Source organism: Rhodoferax sp. GW822-FHT04A08, assembly GCF_058801025.1.
Window position 1 is genome coordinate 152,514 of the sequence record NZ_JBXAMW010000002.1, and the last position, 20,004, is coordinate 172,517.

19 protein-coding genes are annotated in these 20,004 nt (G+C 61.3%); 11 read left to right on the top strand and 8 right to left on the bottom strand.

The features are described from left to right. Nucleotides 1-48 precede the first annotated feature (48 nt). Genes AC1RMF_RS05230 through AC1RMF_RS05255 form a run of 6 tightly spaced genes read left to right on the top strand, consistent with a single transcriptional unit; the run spans nt 49 to nt 6,007 of the window. The gene (locus tag AC1RMF_RS05230) at nt 49-1,206 is read left to right on the top strand and encodes an ABC transporter substrate-binding protein (RefSeq protein ID WP_493140162.1); all 1,158 of its coding nucleotides are present in this window, start codon (nt 49-51) and stop codon (nt 1,204-1,206) included. A 12-nt stretch (nt 1,207-1,218) separates the two neighbouring features. Continuing rightward, nucleotides 1,219-2,244 (top strand): ABC transporter ATP-binding protein, encoded by a 1,026-nt coding sequence (locus AC1RMF_RS05235; RefSeq protein WP_342616273.1) that lies wholly within the window; start codon nt 1,219-1,221, stop codon nt 2,242-2,244. A gap of 16 nt (nt 2,245-2,260) precedes the next feature. Next, nucleotides 2,261-3,184, top strand: coding sequence for an ABC transporter permease (locus AC1RMF_RS05240; RefSeq protein ID WP_493140165.1), 924 nt, complete (start codon nt 2,261-2,263; stop codon nt 3,182-3,184). Next, nucleotides 3,174-3,968, top strand: coding sequence for an ABC transporter permease (locus AC1RMF_RS05245; protein WP_493140167.1), 795 nt, complete (start codon nt 3,174-3,176; stop codon nt 3,966-3,968). The genes AC1RMF_RS05240 and AC1RMF_RS05245 overlap by 11 nt, the downstream gene beginning before the upstream one ends. Nucleotides 3,969-3,998: 30 nt before the next feature. Then, entirely contained in the window at nt 3,999-5,438 is a 1,440-nt protein-coding gene (locus AC1RMF_RS05250; RefSeq protein ID WP_493140169.1) for a gamma-aminobutyraldehyde dehydrogenase, read from the top strand. A gap of 35 nt (nt 5,439-5,473) precedes the next feature. Further along, nucleotides 5,474-6,007 (top strand): ester cyclase, encoded by a 534-nt coding sequence (locus AC1RMF_RS05255; RefSeq protein ID WP_493140171.1) that lies wholly within the window; start codon nt 5,474-5,476, stop codon nt 6,005-6,007. Nucleotides 6,008-6,092: 85 nt separating this feature from the next. Here AC1RMF_RS05255 and AC1RMF_RS05260 read toward each other — a convergent pair whose 3' ends face one another. Beyond that, the gene (locus AC1RMF_RS05260; RefSeq protein ID WP_493140173.1) at nt 6,093-7,067 is read right to left on the bottom strand and encodes a quinone oxidoreductase family protein; all 975 of its coding nucleotides are present in this window, start codon (nt 7,065-7,067) and stop codon (nt 6,093-6,095) included. Between the two features lie 103 nt (nt 7,068-7,170). On the opposite strand from AC1RMF_RS05260, the gene AC1RMF_RS05265 reads away from it, so the two are divergent. After that, on the top strand, nt 7,171-8,025 hold the full coding sequence (locus tag AC1RMF_RS05265; RefSeq protein WP_493140175.1) for a LysR family transcriptional regulator: 855 nt from the start codon (nt 7,171-7,173) through the stop codon (nt 8,023-8,025). Nucleotides 8,026-8,082: 57 nt separating this feature from the next. On the opposite strand, the gene AC1RMF_RS05270 is transcribed toward AC1RMF_RS05265, so the two are convergent. Next, nucleotides 8,083-9,084, bottom strand: a complete 1,002-nt coding sequence (locus AC1RMF_RS05270; RefSeq protein WP_493140177.1) for an NAD-dependent epimerase/dehydratase family protein — start codon at nt 9,082-9,084, stop codon at nt 8,083-8,085. 99 nt (nt 9,085-9,183) lie between these two features. On the opposite strand from AC1RMF_RS05270, the gene AC1RMF_RS05275 reads away from it, so the two are divergent. Continuing rightward, entirely contained in the window at nt 9,184-10,074 is an 891-nt protein-coding gene (locus AC1RMF_RS05275; protein WP_493140179.1) for a LysR family transcriptional regulator, read from the top strand. 86 nt (nt 10,075-10,160) lie between these two features. On the opposite strand, the gene AC1RMF_RS05280 is transcribed toward AC1RMF_RS05275, so the two are convergent. The 4 genes from AC1RMF_RS05280 to AC1RMF_RS05295 are packed head-to-tail and all read right to left on the bottom strand — an operon-like array spanning nt 10,161 to nt 13,573. After that, complete coding sequence (locus AC1RMF_RS05280; RefSeq protein WP_342616264.1) at nt 10,161-11,165, bottom strand: TRAP transporter substrate-binding protein; 1,005 nt, start codon at nt 11,163-11,165, stop codon at nt 10,161-10,163. 22 nt (nt 11,166-11,187) lie between these two features. After that, nucleotides 11,188-12,465 carry a TRAP transporter large permease gene (locus AC1RMF_RS05285; protein ID WP_342616263.1) on the bottom strand — a complete coding sequence of 426 codons (1,278 nt, stop codon included), beginning with the start codon at nt 12,463-12,465 and terminating at the stop codon, nt 11,188-11,190. Beyond that, nucleotides 12,462-13,016 (bottom strand): TRAP transporter small permease, encoded by a 555-nt coding sequence (locus AC1RMF_RS05290; RefSeq protein ID WP_493140183.1) that lies wholly within the window; start codon nt 13,014-13,016, stop codon nt 12,462-12,464. The genes AC1RMF_RS05285 and AC1RMF_RS05290 overlap by 4 nt, the downstream gene beginning before the upstream one ends. Before the next feature lie 59 nt (nt 13,017-13,075). Next, nucleotides 13,076-13,573 carry a gluconokinase gene (locus AC1RMF_RS05295; protein WP_493140185.1) on the bottom strand — a complete coding sequence of 166 codons (498 nt, stop codon included), beginning with the start codon at nt 13,571-13,573 and terminating at the stop codon, nt 13,076-13,078. Between the two features lie 169 nt (nt 13,574-13,742). On the opposite strand from AC1RMF_RS05295, the gene gntR reads away from it, so the two are divergent. From gntR to AC1RMF_RS05310, 3 genes are all read left to right on the top strand, one after another. Beyond that, a complete protein-coding gene (gntR, locus tag AC1RMF_RS05300) occupies nt 13,743-14,768 on the top strand; it encodes an HTH-type transcriptional regulator GntR (RefSeq protein WP_493140187.1) in 1,026 nt (341 codons plus the stop codon). A gap of 229 nt (nt 14,769-14,997) precedes the next feature. Beyond that, a complete protein-coding gene (locus AC1RMF_RS05305) occupies nt 14,998-16,176 on the top strand; it encodes a cation:proton antiporter (protein WP_493140189.1) in 1,179 nt (392 codons plus the stop codon). Between the two features lie 12 nt (nt 16,177-16,188). Continuing rightward, nucleotides 16,189-17,304, top strand: a complete 1,116-nt coding sequence (locus AC1RMF_RS05310) for a YbdK family carboxylate-amine ligase (RefSeq protein WP_493140191.1) — start codon at nt 16,189-16,191, stop codon at nt 17,302-17,304. A 49-nt stretch (nt 17,305-17,353) separates the two neighbouring features. Here the strand turns inward: AC1RMF_RS05310 and AC1RMF_RS05315 are convergent, their stop codons facing one another. Further along, nucleotides 17,354-19,171, bottom strand: a complete 1,818-nt coding sequence (locus AC1RMF_RS05315) for a nitric oxide reductase activation protein NorD (protein WP_493140193.1) — start codon at nt 19,169-19,171, stop codon at nt 17,354-17,356. 2 nt (nt 19,172-19,173) lie between these two features. Further along, nucleotides 19,174-19,986 (bottom strand): CbbQ/NirQ/NorQ/GpvN family protein, encoded by an 813-nt coding sequence (locus AC1RMF_RS05320; protein ID WP_342616256.1) that lies wholly within the window; start codon nt 19,984-19,986, stop codon nt 19,174-19,176. Nucleotides 19,987-20,004: the final 18 nt, after the last annotated feature.

Below are 20,004 nucleotides of genomic sequence, written 5' to 3' on the forward strand. Positions count from 1 at the left end.
AAGGCGCTACCTAAGATGCAGGCTCCGTTTACCACCTGGAGATCCCAAATGCCCCATACCCGCGCACTAGCTACCGGCATGCTGGCCGTCGCTGTAGCCGCATCCAGCATCGCTGCCCCGCCAACAGCCATCGGCAAAGGCGAAGGCCAACTCAACATCATTGCGTGGGCCGGCTACGTAGAGCGCGGCGAGACGGACAAGGCATATGACTGGGTAACCGGTTTCGAAAAGCAGACCGGATGCAAAGTCAACGTGAAGACCGCCGCAACCTCCGACGAAATGGTGTCGCTGATGAAACAGGGCGGCTACGACCTAGTGACTGCTTCGGGCGATGCCAGCCTGCGCCTCATCGCATCCAAGCTGGTGCAGGAGATCAACCCGGCCCTGGTTCCCAGCTACAAGAATATCGATGCCCGCCTGCAGAATGCGAGCTGGCACACGGTAGATGGCAAACACTACGGCGTACCCTACCAATGGGGCCCCAACGTGCTGATGTACAACACCAAGGTCTTCCCCAAGGCACCTGACTCCTGGTCGGTGGTGTTTGAAGAACAAAAGCTGCCCGATGGCAAGTCCAACAAAGGGCGCGTGCAGGCCTATGACGGCGCCATCTACATCGCAGATGCTGCGCTGTACCTGATGACCAAAAAGCCGGAGCTGGGCATCAAGGACCCCTATGAGCTCAACGACAAGCAATATGCCGCCGTGCTGGAACTGCTGCGCGTCCAGAAGAAGCTGACCCACCGCTACTGGCATGACTCCACGGTGCAGATGAACGACTTCAAGAACGAAGGTGTGGTTGCCTCCGGATCCTGGGGCTACCAGGTCAACACCTTGGCTGGCGAAAAGCCGCCACAGCCCATCGCATCCACCATCCCCAAGGAGGGTGTAACCGGCTGGGCGGACACCACCATGCTCCATGCATCCGCCAAGAACGTGAACTGCGCCTACCAGTGGATGGAACATTCGCTCAGCGACGGCCTGCAGGCGCCTTTGGCAGAGTGGTTCGGCGCCAACCCCGTGCGGGCCGCCGCCTGCAAGGCCAAGGCCCCGGGTGGAAGCGACTTCTGCAAGGACAACGGCTATGACCGCTTCACCCAGGTCAAGTTCTGGAAGACACCCCAGGCCCAGTGCACCACCCAGGGTAAGTGCGTGCCGTATCCCAAATGGACCATGGACTACATCGCCATCATGGGCGGACGCTGAGCAAAGGGAAACATGCCGGTCGCTATCGAGTTCAAGGACGTATCGCGCCACTACGGTGACGTCAGGGCCCTGGATCGCGTGAGTTTCGCGGTCCAGGAAGGGGAGTTTTTTTCCATGCTGGGACCATCGGGTTCCGGCAAGACCACTTCCCTGCGCCTGATGGCGGGCTTCGAGCAGCCCAGCAGTGGCAGCTTGCAGCTGATGGGGCAGGAAGCGTCCGGCACCCCACCCTATGCCCGTGATGTGAACACCGTGTTCCAGGACTACGCTTTGTTCCCGCACATGAATGTGCTGGACAACGTGGCCTATGGGCTCATGGTGCGCAAGATGGGCAAAACCGAACGCTACGCACTGGCGCGCGAGGCGCTGGCCTTGGTGGCCCTGCCCGATCATGGGCAGCGCACGCCGGGGCAACTCTCCGGCGGTCAACGCCAGCGTGTGGCACTGGCGCGTGCTTTGGTCAATCGCCCGCGCATTCTGTTGCTGGATGAGCCACTGGGGGCGCTGGACCTCAAACTGCGCGAGCAAATGCAGGTTGAGCTCAAGGTACTGCATCGCAAACTGGGCATCACCTTTATCTACGTCACACATGACCAGGGTGAGGCACTGTCCATGTCGGATCGCATTGCCGTCTTCAACCATGGTCACATCGAACAGATTGCCACACCGCGCGAGCTCTACCATCGCCCGCGCACGCGATTCGTGGCGGACTTTGTGGGTAGCTCCAACGTCATTGACAGCCCGTTGGCAAAGACCATTACGGGCCAGAGCCAGGCCTTCGCGGTTCGGCAGGAGAACATCTCCATCGCCAGCAGCGCAATGACCGTGCCTGCGGGACACCTGCAAGTCGAAGGCGAGGTGCTGGCTATTCAGTTTCTGGGTGCGCAACAGCGCATCGAAGTGCAGGTTGGCAATCAGATTCTGACAACTTTGCAGGCCGAAGGTGAGGCTGCCAGCGCGCTGGCGGCGCACACCCAGGCCGGGCAACGCGTGCATATGAGCTGGGCGCCGGAACACATGGTGAAGCTCGATGCCTGAACTGGCCCTCTCCGCCATGGCCGCTCAGACAGGCCTTCGTCGCAGCATCTCCAACCTGCTCTACCAGCGGCGTTCACTGACTCTGCTGCTGCTGATCACTCCACCGTTGCTGTGGTTCGGCGTGGTCTACGTGGGCTCACTGCTGACGCTGCTGAGCCAGAGCATTTTTACGTTCGACGACATGGCCATGGCCGTGGTGCCGGAACTGACAACCGCCAACTTCGTCAACCTGCTTGACGCGGCAAACCTGGACATCGTCTTGCGCACACTGGGGATGTCCATCGCCGTCACGCTGGGCACTGCAGCCCTGGGATTTCCCATGGCCTACTACATGGCGCATTACGCCAGCCCGGCAGAAAAGGGCTTTTTCTACGTTGGCGTGATGTTGCCCATGTGGGCCAGCTACATCGTCAAAGCCTATGCATGGACAGTGCTGCTGGCCAAGGGCGGTGTGATTTACTGGGTCCTGAACCAACTAGGACTGCTGGGTTTGCTCGAAGCCGTGCTGCGTATTCCCGTTATTGGCGGCGATACGCTGGCCACCTCGCAGTTGGGACGCTTTCTGGTCTTCACCTACATTTGGCTGCCGTTCATGGTGCTGCCCGTTCAGGCGGCAATTGAGCGGGTGCCGGCCAACCTTTTGCTGGCATCCAGCGACCTGGGTGCCCGACCCTGGCAGACCTTCCGCACCGTACTGTGGCCACTGGCATTCCCCGGTGTTGCTGCGGGCTCCATCTTCACGTTCTCTCTGACACTGGGTGACTACATCATTCCCCAACTCATTGGCCCGTCGGGACTGTTCATCGGCAACATGGTCTATACGTTGCAGGGAACCATCGGCAATCTGCCCATGGCCGCGGCGTTCACCTGTGTGCCCATAGTGTTGATCACACTCTATCTGTCACTGGCGCGCCGCTTGGGAGCCTTCGATGCCCTCTAAAACCCTGCTGCGCTTTGCTGCCTACGGTGGACTGGCCTTCCTGCACCTGCCGTTGCTGTTCATTGCCCTGTATGCATTCAATAGTGCCGACAGCGGCTACAGCTTTCCCCTCACAGGCTTGACCCTGCGCTGGTTCATCCGGGCTTGGGAACGCACGGATATCCGCGAAGCCATCACGCTGTCGCTGTCAGTGGCTGCAGTCGCCACTGCCATTGCCATGGTCCTGGGCACGCTGACTGCCGCGGCCCTCAACCGCGACCGTTTTGTGGGCAAGGATGCTTTCACCACGCTCCTGATCATGCCGATTGCACTGCCCGGCATCGTGACGGGCATTGCGTTGCTGGCTGCATTCAAGCTCATGGACTTCAACCCGGGGTTCTGGACCATCGCCATAGGCCATGCCACTTTCTGCGTCGTCATCGTGCACAACAACGTGGTGGCCCGGCTGCGCCGCATGCCCGCGCGTCTGATGGAGGCCTCCATGGATCTTGGTGCCGACACGCTGACCACCTTGCGATACATCGTGCTGCCCCAGTTAGGTACAGCCCTGCTGGCTGGCGGCATCCTGGCCTTTGCACTGTCGGTAGACGAGCTGATCGTCACTACCTTCACCGCAGGCAGTGAAAAGACCCTGCCGTTGTGGCTGCTCAACCAGCTCAGCCGTCCACGTGAAGTGGCCATCACCAATGTGGTCGCCCTCATCGTGATGTTGATCACCATGCCCCTCATTCTGCTGGCATGGCGCCTGACGCGCGATTCTGAAACACCGCCGCATTCCCGCTAATCCCTTGTTCCACTGCTCCACCTCATTACCATGGCCGCACAACGTTTTCCTACCCAACTCATGATCAATGGCACCACCTTGACCGGCGAAGGCCGCGTCGAGCAGGTGCTCAATCCATCCACTGGCGAACTGCTGTGCGAAGTGCGGGAGGCTAGCGCCGATCAGCTGCGCCAGGCGGTGGATGCGGCCAGTCAGGCCTTTCCCGCATGGGCCGCACTTACTCCAAAGGACCGCAGTGCCTATTTGTTGAAAATTGCCGACGCCATCGAAACCCATGGTGATGAATTCGCCATGCTGGAGTCACTGAATTGCGGCAAACCACTGGCGGCAGCGCGCAACGACGAAATTCCAGCCATCGCCGACGTCTACCGCTTCTTTGCTGGCGCCATCCGCAACCTCATGGGCAGTCTCAGCGGCGAATATCTGGCAGGCCATACCAGCATGATCCGGCGTGACCCGCTGGGCGTGGTGGCCTCGATTGCCCCCTGGAACTACCCGCTGATGATGGCCGCCTGGAAGCTGGGTCCGGCCATCGCGATGGGCAACACGGTAGTGCTCAAACCTTCCGAAAACACGCCGCTTTCCACCCTGCGCCTGGGCGAACTGCTGGCCAATATCCTGCCACCTGGCGTGGTCAACGTGGTGGCCGGACGTGGCGACACCGTGGGTGCACCGCTGATCCGCGACCCGCGCGTGCGCATGGCATCGCTGACGGGTGACGTATCCACAGGCAGCAAGATCATGGAGGCTGCGGCCCGGGGCATCAAGCGCACGCATCTGGAGCTGGGCGGCAAGGCGCCCGTGATCGTGCTGGACGACGCCGATCTGGGCAGTGTGGTCGAAGGCATACGTACCTTTGGCTACTACAACGCCGGCCAGGACTGCACGGCAGCATGCCGCATCTATGCCGGCGAAAAGATCTATGAGCGCCTGGTGGCAGACCTCAGTTCGGCTGTGTCCGGCATCAAGCTGGGGCTGCAGCAGGAGCCGGGCGTGGAGATGGGACCGCTGATTTCGGCGCGTCAACGGGACCGCGTTGCCAGCTTTGTGGATCGCGCCAGCCAGTTGGCGCATGTGGAAATCACCACCGGCGGCAGCACCTGGGGCAGCAAGGGCTTCTTCTACAAACCCACCGTCGTGGCCGGTGCGCAGCAGGACGACGAAATCGTACGCAGCGAAGTGTTTGGCCCGGTGGTGTCCGTCACCCGGGTCAAGGATGCCGACCAGGCCATCACCTGGGCCAATGACTCCGAATACGGACTGGCTAGCTCGGTCTGGACTCGCGACGTGGGCCAGGCGATGCAGATTGCATCGCGTCTGCAATATGGCTGCACCTGGGTCAACACCCATTTCATGTTGGCGTCGGAAATGCCGCACGGTGGCATGAAGCACTCCGGCTACGGCAAGGACATGTCGGTCTACGCACTCGAGGACTACAGCTGCGCACGCCACATCATGGTCAAGCACTGAATCGCCAATCCCCACTTTTTCAACCAGGAGACAACATGACTTTGAATCGCATATTTCACATGGCCCGCATCGCATTGCTACCTGCCCTGCTGGCCGCCTTCAGCGTTGCACACGCCGATCCACTCAAGATCGTGCAGAAATACATGGCGGCATGGAACGCGCACAACTACAACGAGGCGGCACTCAGCTTTGACTACGATGTGGAGTATTTCGACGCCACCGTGGGCACACCGCAGTTCGGCATCGTGACTGCACGTGACAACGTGATCAAGTTCTTCATCATGGCGCTGCCGGACCTGCAGTGGAAGATGGAGGGCAAGCCGATCGTGCAAGGAGACTCCATTGCCTTCCGCTGGGTCTTTACGGGTACCAATACGGGCATTCCATTTGAGTGCGAGAAGCCCACTGGCAAGCCACTGGAACTGCATGGCGTCTCCATGATTCACACCAAAGCTGGCAAGATTGCGTACCAAGGCGACTTCTACGACGCCAAGACGTTGCGCGACCAATTGGGTCTGCAACCCACCTGCCCGGCACCTGCCGCGGCAGAAGCTGCACCTGCTCAGTAACTACGCAAAGGAATATTTCCGCCCCCGATGTAACCAATGCAGAAACAAGTAGTTGTTCCTGCATTGGTTGTGGCTTGTCAAACACTCAGGGAATCAACAACAACCCACCTGCCGATTGCCCGGACTCCAACAGGACGTGCGCAGATGCCGCATCGGCCAGAGCAAAAGAGCGCTCGGCATGTGCGGTCGCCACTCCGGACGCAATCATGTGCAATGCAGCTTCGGCGCCAACGCGATAGCTCGTCTTATCGCTGGCATAGGCCATTACGCTGGGACGCGCCAGCGACAGTGACCTGGTCGGCCCCAAGGCCTCTACTGGCAGGGCAGGGATGGCACCTCCCGCCTGGCCAATGCTGGCAACAACGCCAAACTTACGGACGCATGCCAATGTCCGCGCCAGAGTCTGGCCGCCGATGCCATCGATGGCGTAGTCCACGCCCCGTCCTGCAGTTATGGTGGCAACCGCGCTGGCCACGTCGGCATCGCGCCCCACGATTACATGGTCGGCACCAGCGCTGCGCGCGATTTCGGCTTTTGCATCGCTTCCAGTCGTTCCAATCACCTGGGCGCCAAGATGTTTCGCCCAACGCACGAGCACCTGCCCCAATCCACCCGCCGCGGCATGAACAAGCAGCACCCTACCTGGCCCGACCGGGAACACGCGGGTCAACAGCATGTGCGCCGTCAGCGCCTTGAAGAATGAAGTTGCGGCAGTAGTCATCGGCATGCCTTCGGGCACGGGAATGGCCATGTGTGCTGGCAACAGACGCGTGCTCGCATAGGCACCAACCGGAGGCCCGCCGTAAACAACGTATTCTCCAACCCGTAGCCCGTCGACCCCGGATCCGACAGCCTCAATCACCCCAGCGGCAGCAACCCCGGGCACATGCGGCGCCGACAACGGATACAAGCCGCTACGCTGGTAGATGTCGATGAAATTCACGTCTATGGCCAGATGGCGAATGCGCACAGCGTCTGGGCCCGGGCTCTCCGGTACATGGGGAACAGCCTGCAACGCGGTTGCGTCGCCGGGTTGGGGAACGGTAATCCGGATGTCCATGAAAGAAACTCCTAGAAAGAAAGAAAGAAAGACGGCGAAGCTTAGCCCTCCTCTTCCGTGATAAAAAGATCAAATAGCAAGCATTCAATGGGAGAAAATTAACATGTTGGACTGGGAGAACCTGCGCCATCTATCGGCATTGGCCAAGGGTGGGTCCCTGTCTGCCGCGGCACGACTGCTCAGCGTGGAACATGCCACTGTTGCCCGCCGCATCGCCGCGCTGGAGGCCGAACTGGGTGTTCGTGTTGTGGATCGTCGGGGGCGCAAACTGTTGCTCACCGCCGAAGGCGACCGCCTTGCGGCCATCGCCGATCGCATGGAGCGTGAGGCCATGGCGGCAGAGCGTTTGGCTGCATCCAGCCGCCAGGGCGTTGCCGGAACGGTCACCTTGAGCGCTCCCCCCGCCTATGCCGCAGCGGCGCTTATCGAGCCGCTCGCGCGCCTGCAGCGGGAACAACCAGACCTCACGATAGAGATGATTGGCGAAGTGCGCAAGGCATCGCTGGAACGACGCGAAGCGGATCTCGCAGTGCGGCTTGACCGTCCACGCGACGGCAATCTGTCCATCGTTCGGCTGGGAAAGATCGCCTTTCGTCTCTACGCAAGTCCGCAGTACTTGGCCACGACCAGTCCCGCCAACTGGAGTTTCATCGGTTATGGGGACGAGTTGATGAGGGATGCCCCGCAGTCCCGACACCTCAACCTTCTGCGGGAAGGACGGCCCATGCGCTTCTTGACGAACACCGTCGAGATTCAATTGTCGGCCGCACGTGCGGGCGCAGGCGTGGCACTGCTCCCGGACTTTGTGGTGAACAACGAAGCGGGCATGGTCCTGGCTGATGACCATACCCCAGCGTTGAAGCGTGAGATCTGGCTGGTCGTCCACACGGATGTTCGGACGGCACCAGCGGTGCGTGCCGTGGTCGATGCATTGAAGGCAGCACATCAGTTGGACTGATCACGATGCGGAGGGAACATGCATTCCGTCCTGAACGGCCTGCACAAGTCGACAAAATCAAGACGCGACAGTAGCAGCTGCGCTACTTGTCACACTCACCAAACAGCCCATGCCCACCAGCGCAGCCTCCACGGCTTCGTCCAAGGGCGTATGGGGTTCACGTCCCAGCGCAGCCACCAGCCTCGCGTTGTCCATGCGCACAGGCGTCTTCCACAAGTAGCGCATTTCACGCAATTCGCGCAATGTGGTTACGAACGGTGCCGCCAGCGCGATCAGCCACCAGGGAAACGCGCCCATGGAGGGTTTGGCGCCGCCTCGGCGCACGACGACCCGGGTAATCGCTTCGGCCATCAGGCGCCCATCGGCATCCCAATGACCGGCCATGTGGAAGGTCGCGAAGGGCTCCAGTGTGTCTCGCCTTTGCACCAGTTCCAGCATGGTGCGGGCCACGTCGGGCAGGTAGGACCATTGGTGCCCCACGCCGGGAGCGCCTGGCAGGCTGATGGATTTGACCGGCTGACCCGGCTTGACAAGCCCCTGCGAAAACCAGTTGTTGCCTGGCCTGGGCCCAAAGAAATCCCCAGCGCGCACCACAATGACTTTGCAGCCCCGGCTGCTGGCCTGGCGCAGGCGCTGTTCCAGCTGAACACGAATGGCTCCTTTGCGGGTGAGAGGCTCCTGCACCGAGTCTTCCCGCAATGTGGGGAAAGCGCTGGGGCCGTAGTTGTACACCGTTCCAGGCAATACGATGGTGGCGCCCTGGGCACACGCAGCGGCGATGGTGTTGTCCACCATGGGCAGGACCAGCTCGGTCCAACGGCGATAGCCGGGCGGATTGACGGCGTGCACGATGACCGAGCAGCCTTGTGCTGCAGCCATGACGTCAGCACGGACCATGGCGTCGCCGCGCACCCACTCCATGCCGTCGCGTAACGCCAAAGCCTGGGTTCCGCCGCGGTGCAGCGCGCGGACTTTCCAACCCGCATCGCGCAGCTGCCGCGCCACTTCGCCCCCGATGCCACCTGTTGCTCCCAAGACCAATGCTGTGTTGTCGCTCATATCGTTACTCCATCAAAGTGATTTGCAATGGACGGAGTCTGAATCCAACGGCGTTCACAATCAATTGACTAACATGTGACAGCCGCTATACATTTATGCATGACCAACGACATCGGCTGGGAACTCTACCGTTCGTTTCTGAGTGTGCTGACAGAAGGCTCCCTCTCGGGCGCCGCCCGTGCCATGGGAATTGCGCAGCCTACTGTCGGACGCCACATTGCCGCCCTGGAGAGGTTGCTGGGCGTCACGCTATTCACCCGCTCCCAGCTGGGACTGCTGCCCACTGAAGCGGCACAGTCGCTGGCCCCATTTGCGCAGACCATGCAAAGTTCGGCAGCCGCACTCAAACGGGCGGCGGAGGGTCAAGGCGAAGGCATACAGGGCACGGTGCGCGTAACAGCCAGCGAAGTGATGGGCGTGGAAGTGCTGCCGCCCATCCTGGCCCAACTGCAGAGCGAACACCCGGGCCTGAAGGTGGAGCTGATGCTGAGCAACCGCGTGCAGGATCTGCTCAAGCGCGAGGCAGACATTGCCATCCGCATGACCCAGCCCAAACAACAACAGCTCATTGCCAGGCGCGTGGGGCAAGTCAATCTGGGTCTGCACGCCCACAAGAAATACCTGCGCAAACGTGGCACCCCAAAATCGTTGGCCGACCTGACCCGACACGCACTGATCGGCTTCGATGAGGAGACGCCGTTCGTACGCGCTGCCCGCAAAGGCTTTGCAGTGTGGCATCGAGATGCCTTTGCCTTTCGTACGGACAGCGACGTGGCGCAACTGGCGCTCATCCGCTCCGGCTGCGGCATCGGCATCTGCCAGGTAGCACTGGCAGCGCGCGATCCCCAGCTGGTACATCTGCTTCCCGAAAGCATGTCCCTGGGACTGGAGACTTGGCTCACCATGCACGAGGACCTGCGACACACCCCACGCTGCAAGACTACGTTTGACGCGCTGCTGCAGGGGATCGAACGTTACGTGTCCGGTTGAATTGTTCTAAGGCGCGTATTGCCAGCTGGAGCCACATTGCGACCGTCAACTGACTTGGCGTTGAAGCCAAGTCAGTCATTGGCGTCTTACTTGCGAACCTTGGCCAACTCGGCCTGCAGTTCCTTGACCAGTTCGGCGTGTCCATTGGCCGAGAACTTGGCGATGGCCGGGCGCGCTGCGTCTTGCAGGCGATCTGCCTCTTTGGTGCTCAGCAAGGTGACCTGCATGCCCTTTTGCTTGAGCGTATCGAGTGCTTTGGCACCGGCTTCACGGCTGTCCTTGCGTTCAAAGTCGCGCGAGGTGATGGCCGCATCCTGGATGGCCTTCTTCTCGTCAGCGTTCAGGCCATCCCACCACTTCTTGCTGGCCAGCACGATCCAGGGGCTGTAGACGTGCTTGGTAATGGTGAGGTATTTCTGCACCTCATAGAACTTGCTCGACTGGATGGTGTTGACCGGATTTTCCTGGCCATCCACCGTGTGCGATTCCAGCGCGGTAAACAGTTCGGAGAATGCCAGCGGAATGGCGTTGGCACCAAAGCCATTGAACATGTCGATGTACACCGGGTTCTGCATCACGCGCAGCTTGATGCCCTGCATGTCTTCCATCTTGGTGATGGGGTGCTTGGAATTGGTCAGGTTGCGAAAGCCGTTTTCCCAGTACACCAGACCGATCAGGCCCTTGGCTTCCAGCTTCGTTGCCAACTTTTTGCCAAAGGCTCCATCCAGAATGGCATCGGCCTCCTGCTCGCTGCGAAATACGAAGGGCAAGTCGTAGATACCAAACGAGTCATCGATACCGACCAGGGTGGCGGTGGACACCACGGTCATTTCCTGAGCGCCGCCGATGAGAGCGTTCTGCATCTGGTTGTCATTGCCCAAACTGGCGCTGGCAAAGCCCTTGGCCCTGAATTTGCCACCGGTGCGCTTGGACAGGTCTTCCGCGAAAGCCTTGACTGCACGTCCCTGGTTGCTGTCTTCCGCCAGGCCGTAGCCGAAGCGAATGATGCGGGTCTGGAAGTCTGCGGCGAAAGCGCTTGCACACGAAGCGGCAATGGCCGTGGCAAGTACGAGTTTTGCGATTTTTTTCATGGTCAGTCTCGGTTGTGAAGGGTTAATGGAACCAGGTCATCGGAACGGTGATGAAGCCGGGGAAGGCAACAAACAGGAATACCAGCACGGCTTCGGCCAGCAGGAAGGGCCAGACGCCGCGCGTGGCGCTCTCCAGCGAAATCTTGGCCACACCGCACACGACGTTGAGCACGGTACACACCGGCGGATGGATCAGACCCAGCGTGCCAACCAAAATGAACATCACGCCAAAGTAAGTCGGATCGATACCCGCCACGATGACGATGGGCATCAGCACCGGGCCCATCACCAGAATGGTGGGGGTCAGGTCCATCACATTGCCAATGAGCAACAGCAACAACATGATGGCCGCCATCAGCACACGCGGGTGACCCATCATTGGGCCCAGGAAGTCCGTGACCTGGGCTGGCAGATCCGCCAGCGTCACCATGTACGACGACACGAATGCCGCGGCACACAGAAACATCACCGTGCTGGTGGTGCGGCCTGCATTGACCATCAGGCCTTTCAGATGCTTGAGCTTCACTTCGCCGTACACGAACAGGCTGACGAACAAGGCATACACGGCAGCTACGGCCGACGCTTCGGTCGGCGTGAAGATGCCGCCCCGCAGACCACCGATGATGACGACCGGCAGAACCAGCGCCCACAGTGCATCGGTAAAGGCATGCAGACGCTCGCCCCAGGTCTGCTTGCGCTGCAGATTGACCTTCATGGTGCGCGACAGCATGGCCCAGACCAGCACCAGTCCGCCCGCACGTAGCAGAGCGGGCACGATACCGGCGACAAACAGCGCACTCACCGACGTATTGGTGGTCACACCAAAGATGATGAACGGCATGGACGGCGGAACGATGGGGGCGATCACGCCACCGGCAGCGATGAGTCCGGCCGAGCGCGCCACGGGGTAGCCGTTGTCACGCATCATCGGGATCAGCAGGGTGGCCACTGCAGCGGTATCCGCCAGTGCCGAACCGGAAAAGCAGCCCAGCAACAGCGTGGCGGCGATGGCCACATAGCCCAGTCCACCCTGGATGTGGCCGACCATGCTGACCGCCAGGTTGATGATGCGTTTGGAAATGCCGCCCGCATTCATCAGTTCGCCCGCCAGAATGAAGCAAGGCACGGCCATCAGCGGATAGATGTCCGCACCGGCAATCATGTTCTGTGCCACCAGCTGGGCATCGAAGAAGTTCAGCTGGTACATCAGGGCCACGCCCGTGAGCATCAGGGCAAACGCAATCGGCATGCCCAGCACAATCAGCACGATCAGCGTGCTCAGGAAGATCAGGATGCTCATTGCACATCTCCTTGTGCGTTCGCATGGGCGACGTGCCCATCCGACGACTCGGTTTGCGCTGGCGGGTCTCCGGCCATGACAGCACCCGGATGGTTGATGACAATCTTCAGCAGGTTGGACGCCACGATCAGGATCATGGAAGCGGCGCAGACCAGGCCTGCGGACGCGATGAATGCATTGGGAAAACGCAGCACGGTGGAGTAGTTATGCAGGCCGATCTCGGTCTGTGTCCAGCTGCCCACCAGGAACAACCAGAGCGCATACAGCGTCAGCAGATGCGTGATCACGGCGCAGATTTTGCGGGCCCAGCGCGGCAAGCGCGCCTGCACCAGCTCAACCCCCAGATGGGCGCGGCGGCGCAGCGTGAGGATGGCGCCCAGAAACACCAGCCAGACGAACAGCAGGCGCGAGAGTTCTTCCGCCCCTGCAAAGCTGGTACCCAAGGCGTAGCGGCCCAGCACATTGGAAAACACCAGCAGCACAATCAGCCCCAGGGCCAGTGCCATCAGCTTCTCCACCAGGTGCTCGACTACGAGCATATTCAATGTCATCACGTTCTCCAGTTTCTCAAGTGTGGGGTGGGTCGGGTTCAGTCGATGGATAGCCGCATTCAGACCGGCGCCTGGCGATGCAGCCACTGCGACACCTGCGTTTGCAGGGACTCCAGTGGCGCGGTGGCATCCAGCCGGATCACGCCAGCCTCGCCCACGGGCGACTCCAGCGTGGCGAATTGGTTGTCCACCAGGCCGGCGTTGAAGAAATGCGAAGCTGCGCGCGCCACGACGCGACGCTGTGCCTCTTCCCTGCCAATTTCCAGAAAGGCAAATTGCAGCGTCGGCACGCTCTGGCGCAGACGATCGCGGTAGGACTTCTTCAATGCGGAACAGGTCAACACCACGCCCTCCGTATGTTTCTGGATTTCCGCGGCAAGCACAGACAACCATCCGGCACGGTCCTCGTCGGTCAAGGCAATGCCCTTGGACATCTTCTCGCGGCTGGCCGGACTATGGAAGTCGTCACCCTCGATCAAGGCGCAGGATTCCGCTCGAGCCAGGGCTTGCGCCAGACTCGACTTGCCGCATCCGGCAACCCCCATAATGACAATCATCGGTCTCATTTTTTGGTTAGCGCTATCCTGACAAATTCAAAAAAAGAACACTCGACCTGCAGCAAAATATGGCTAATATTGGCAATCGAGCATTTTCGGATAGCGCTATCCTAAACGAGATGGCGACAATCCCTATCAGTAAAAACCCTGTGACTTGACCCACATCATCATGAAGAAAGAAAACCCGCGGCAAAGGGCTACCGGACGCATCACGCTGGCAGATGTTGCGGCGGCGGCAGGTGTGAGTGCCATGACTGCATCACGCGCCCTGAGCGGCAAGCGCGCTGTCGACCCGGTACTGGTGGAGCGGGTGCTGGCGGTTGCGGAAAAGCTGGGGTACGTACCCGACCCCGCCGCCCGCGCGCTGGCTTCGCATCGCAGCAACCATGTGGCTGTCCTGATTCCCCTGCTCTCCAATGAGCTTTTCGTGACGCTGCTGGAGGCGGTGCAACTCGGTTTGCGCCGCGAGGGTTTCCAGACCTTCATCAGCGTGACCCACTACAACCCGGCAGAAGAAGAACAACTGCTGCGCGAGCAGCTGATGCACCGTCCGGCAGGCCTGCTTGTCACCGGCTTTGACCGGACTCCCGCAGCGCAAAAGCTGATTGAAAGCAGCGGCGTGCCCTGCGTCTACCTGATGGAGACCTCCACCCGCACGGATGTGTACAGCGTGGGCTTCTCGCAGGAGGATGCCGCGTATGACATGACGCGGCACCTGCTGGCCAAGGGCAGAAAGCGCATTGCCTTTGCCGCCGCTCAGCTGGATCCGCGCACCCTGCAGCGGCTCAATGGTTGGCGCAAGGCCCTGACCGAGGCCGGTCTGTATGCGCCCACACTGGAGTGGATGAATCCTGCGCCCTCCAGCATGGAGCTGGGTGGCGTCATGTTCGAACAGATCATGGGCCAACAGCCCCCACTGGATGCCATCTTTTTCTGCAACGACGACTTGGCGCAAGGCGCCCTGCTCACGGCCAACCGGCTCGGGGTAGAGGTGCCCGCCCGAGTGGCAATCGCAGGTTTTAATGACCTGCGCGGCAGCGACCTGATGAACCCGCCGCTGACAACGGTGCACACGCCGCTGGACAAGGTGGGCGAGGCCTCCGCGACCATGCTGTTGAAACTGATGCGCGAGGAGCCCGTCGAAACGCACAGTCTGGATCTGGGCTATAGCCTGGTACCGCGCCAAAGCACTTGAATGTTCGGGGGCGGTCTACCCGCAGCACCAGCAACTGCCGTTTCCACGTACGCCCGACAGCACCGCAACAGTCACAGTCACTTACAACTGGTTGCAGTTTCTGGCAAACAGCCGACGTAGCATGGCGCGATGATCAACAAATCGTGCCCTGAATGAACAGCGCTCGAGGTGGAGAGAACCATGCATTGGCTGCAGGCCGCATGTGCGACACCAGCACGGATGCCATGCCATGAACCAGCTGGCCCCCCTGCTCATGGATGCCGCCTGGCCCATCACCATTCTGGTCGCATGGCTCGCGGGCGAATACGGCTACCAGCTGGCCAAGCTGCCACGGCTCAGTGCATACGCCCTGATCGGCTTCCTGCTGGCCCCGGGACAACTGGGCCTGCTGCCACAGACCCAATCGGGCATGGTGCTGCTGATCGCCACCATGGCCTTCAGCCTGATCCTCTTTGAATGCGGCTACCGCATCAATTTGCGCTGGCTGCTGGTGAACCCCTGGATTGCGGTGAGCAGCCTTGCCGAGTCGGGCCTGTGTTTTGCGGCCGTCTATTTCGTGCTGACTGCCTATGAGCAACCGATGACCAACGCCCTGTTGCTCTCGGCGCTGGCCATGGCCAGTTCACCGGCAACCATGGTGCGCGTGATTACCGAGTCGCGCAGCTCAGGGCAGGCCACCGAGCGGCTGCTGCACCTCTCGACCATGAACACGGTGCTGGCGGTATTCGTCTTCAAGATCATTCTGGGTTGGGCAGTGCTGCAGACCTCCGGCAACATCTGGAAGGCAGCCTACAACAGCCTTGTGGTGCTGGCGGCCTCCGTGCTGCTGGGTTTGCTGGCCGGCATGCTGGCACCGGTGCTGCTGCGTATCACCAAGCGTGCCAGCCAGGACAGCACCCTGGCCTTCACCATCGTGCTGCTCTGCCTGGTAGCGCTGACTTACGGCATGCGGCTCTCGCCCGTGCTGGCGGCGCTCACCTACGGGGTGTATGCACGGCACCGGCGCATGGTGCTGAACTCCTCCCAGCGCGGGTTTGGCGCATTGGGTGAGCTGTTCTCCATCTTGCTGTTTGTATTCATTTCCTCGCGGTTGACATGGCCGCAGGTAGTCGCGGGCGCCAGCCTGGGCCTGGCTTTCATTCTCGCCCGCCAGTGCGCCAAGATCCTGGGCATCGGCCTGTTCTCCCACGCCAGCGGCATCCACTGGCGCAAGGGACTGCTCATAGGCCTGGCGTGTGCGCCCACGCCCGCCTTTGTGATTCTGGTGTTGGAGCAAACCAACTCCCTGAGCAGCAAGATGGTGGATCAGCTGATCCCGCTGGCCACCGCCACGCTGGCGCTGGAAATCCTCGGGCCTATCCTGGTGCAATGGTCACTGGCCTGGGCCCATGAAACGCCGAAGCCCTGAAGCGAGCAGCCCATGCCTCTGGAATCCTTCAAATCGTCACAGTCCTTGAGCCTGGGGGTGGAGTTGGAACTGCAGCTGGTCAGCCTCAGCGATTTTGACCTGACTGAGGCTAGTCCGGACATGCTGGAGTTGCTGCGGCGCAAGCCCTTTCCGGGCACCGTGACGCCCGAGGTCACCGAAAGCATGATCGAGATTGCCACCGACGTGCACACCGGTCATGCCACCCTGCTCGCCCAGCTGCGGCAGATACGGGACACCCTGCTGCAGGCCGGTGACCGCCTCAATATCGGCATCTGCGGTGGCGGCACGCACCCGTTTCAGCATTGGTCTGAGCGGCGCATATTCCAGAAGCCCCGCTTTCTCGAAGTCTCCATGCTGTATGGCTATCTGACCAAGCAGTTCACCATCTTTGGCCAGCACGTGCATGTAGGTTGCGCCAGCGCGGACGAGGCGCTGTATCTGCTGCATGCACTCAATCGCTATGTGCCGCACTTCATCGCGCTATCAGCCTCCTCGCCTTTTGTGCAGGGCAATGACACCTTGTTCGAGTCGGCGCGGCTGAACTCGGTATTCGCCTTTCCGCTGAGCGGGCGCGCGCCCTTCATGCTGCGCTGGGAAGACTTCGTGTCGCAGTACTTCGCCAAGATGGAATTCACCGGCGTGGTCAAGAGCATGAAGGACTTCTACTGGGACATACGCCCCAAGCCCGAGTACGGCACGATCGAGCTGCGGGTGTGCGACACACCGCTTTCAGTCGAGCACGCCGCAGCCCTGGCGTGCTACCTGCAGGCACTGTGCAGCTACTTGCTGCAGCGGCGCGAGCCCCCGCCGGCGGAGGATGACTATCTGGTCTACAACTACAACCGCTTTCAGGCTTGCCGCTTCGGTCTGAGCGGCACCGTCGTGCATCCAAAGACCTATGAGCAACTGCCTCTGGTGGATGACATTGCCTCGGTATTGGAGCGCATCCAGCCTCAGGCCGAGGCGCTGGGCAGCACGGCCGCTCTGCAGCATATCTCCCAGACCCTGAAGGAAGGCAGCGACGCGCGGCAACTGCGCCTCGAACATGCCAGTCGCGGCAGCCTGGAAGGTGTGGTGGATTCCGCTCTTCAGAGGTTTCGCCAGTAGGCCAGGGCCTGCGCAAGCATTGCTGTTGCCCGTACCGCGCAGGTGCTCGCTAACGCGTCAGTTGCGCGTACAGCAGTGCCAGGCGTCGTGGGAGCTCGGCTGGCCTTTTGACAATGGTGAAACTGTGCTTGCCAAAGATGTGCGGCAAGTAGTCCTCTGCCGTCTGGTCCACCGTGACACAGAAGGGCCGCAGACCCTGCTTGCGTGCCTCGCTCAGCGCGTAGCGCGTGTCCTCGATGCCGTAGCGGCCTTCGTAGTAGTCGTTGTCATTGGGCTTGCCGTCGGTCAGGATCAACAGCAAGCGTTCGCGCGACTTTTCCTTTGCCAGCAAGGCGCTGGACTGGCGCACCGCCGCGCCCATGCGGGTGTAGAAGGCCGGCTTGATCTGTTCGATGCGACCGCGGATGCGTGCGTTGAATGGCTCGTCAAAATGCTTCAACTCCACCATGTTCACGGCATGCCGCTGGCGTGAGCTGAATCCATACAGGGCAAAGCGGTCGCGGGTGTCGGACAGGGACTCGGCAAAGAGTGAAAGACTGTCGCGAATGACATCTATCACGCGCAGCTTCTCGCTGATGGCTGCGTCGGTGGACAAAGACAGGTCGGCCAACAACAGGCAAGACAAGTCACGCTGGTTGCGCCGCACCTGCTGGTAGCAGTCCTGCTGGTCGGATCCGCTGTCGGTGCGGGCACGGATCAAGGCGTCCAGATCGATCTCGTCACCGTGCGACTGGCGACGGCGGACCTGGCGCTCGGGTGCGAGCATCGCCAGTTGGTGATGCAGACGGCGTTGCTCCTGGCGCAGACGCTCAGGCAACGCACGTGCCGGTGCGTCGGGCATGCTGCTGATGCGCACGCTGCAGTGCGCGGGCAACAATACCTGCCGCTTGTAATCCCATTCGGGCAACAGAATGGCGGGCTCCGCGCTGGTGGGGCCAGTCTCCTCGCGTGCGGCATGGTCCAGGTTCATGCGCAGGGCGCGAGCGACCGGACGCTGATCCGCCGAAACGCTCAAGGTGTCGAGATCGTCGGCCGCACGGGCCAGGTCCTCCTCCTCGTTCTCCTGCACGTCGTGCTGCACTTTGGCATATTCGGACCAGCTGAAGATGGACTCCGGCCGGAACATCATCAGGCCGCCAGGGCGCTCGGGCATGTCGGCGTCTTCTGCCACGCGGCGCTTTTCATCCTGCTGCTTGCTGCTGCCCGCACGGGTTACTTCGTCCGGCTCCATTGCCTGCGAGCGGGCGACACCCATGGCACCTCGCGCATCCGGCGCCAGCCAGAGCAACACCGGCTCCGGCGCACGGGCACCCGGAATCAGCGTCACGGCACTGTCCGGATGCCGCAGCGCCTGGCGGATGCTGCGCTCAGCCTGCGCCTCGGCAGGTGGCAGGGTTGCGGGGTCGGGGCGGCGCTGCAGTTCGGCCTGCACCAGCTGCCAGTAGCTGGCCGCCAGACCACGGTAGTTTTCCAGCAGATGCATGGTGCCTTGCTGGTTGCGCGTGACCCAGCTGCCGTGCTCGGGGACTACGGCGCACAACGCAGTCTGCCAGCGGTACAACGCCTGATTCAGTTCAACGGTGGCATAGGCATCCGCCAAGCCTGGCAGGCGCAAGGCCTGTGCATCCACGCCGGCCAGTTCCACCTTGGCACGAACACCGGCCATGCGCTCAATCACCGAGCGGCGCGCACCGTGCCGGGTGCCGGCCGTGGCATCCACTTTCAGGCCATGCGCCCCCCCCAGCGCGCGAAACAGCAGACCCAGCTCGCTCCGTATGGGGTCCAGCGCAACGGACGCACCGTGGCCTTTCTGCCCCGCCATGCGCGTGAGCAGCTGGTGCCACCACAGGCCAACATGTTCTTCCATGCCTAGTCACCCAAGATGGCTTGCACCACCTGCATCAGTGCACGCACCATCTCGGGGTCGTCGGTAACGCATTCGATCATGCCGACGCGGCAGGCCAGTTGCGGGTTACAGCCTTGCACGATCAGGCGGGCAACATCCACCAGAAGGCGCGTGCCGGGTGCCTCTTCCAGATCGTGGTCGGCGGTCTGCCGCAGCGCGCGGGCCAATGTCACCAACTGCTTGGCCAGGGCCGATGCAATGCCGGTTTCGCCCACCACAATCTGCTGCTCCAGGGCCGCATCCGGGAAGTCAAAGGCCAGCGACACAAAGCGCTGGCGCGTGCTGGGTTTCAGGGCCTTCATCAGGTGCTGGTAGCCCGGGTTGTAGGACACCACCAGCATGAATTCGGGTGGTGCCTCCAGCACCAGCCCCAGGCGATCTATCGGAAGGATGCGCCTGTCGTCCGAAAGCGAATGCAGCACCACCGTGGTGTCCTTGCGTGCTTCGACAATCTCGTCCAGATAGCAAATCCCGCCTTGGCGCACGGCCTGGGTGAGCGGGCCGTCCACCCAGTAGGTGCCATCAGCTCCTATCAGATGGCGCCCCACCAGATCGGCAGCGCTCAGATCGTCATGGCAGGACACCGTGAACAGGGGGCGCTTCAGGCGCGCGGCCATGTGCTCCACAAAACGGGTCTTGCCGCAGCCGGTCGGCCCTTTGAGCAGTACCGGCAGATGGCTGCGCCAGGCCATTTGAAAGACCTCGACTTCCTGATCGACGGCCACGTAGGCCGGGATGTCGGAGGCATGGGGTTTGTGCAAGGATAGAAGCGTCATGGTGTGCACCTGTGCAGT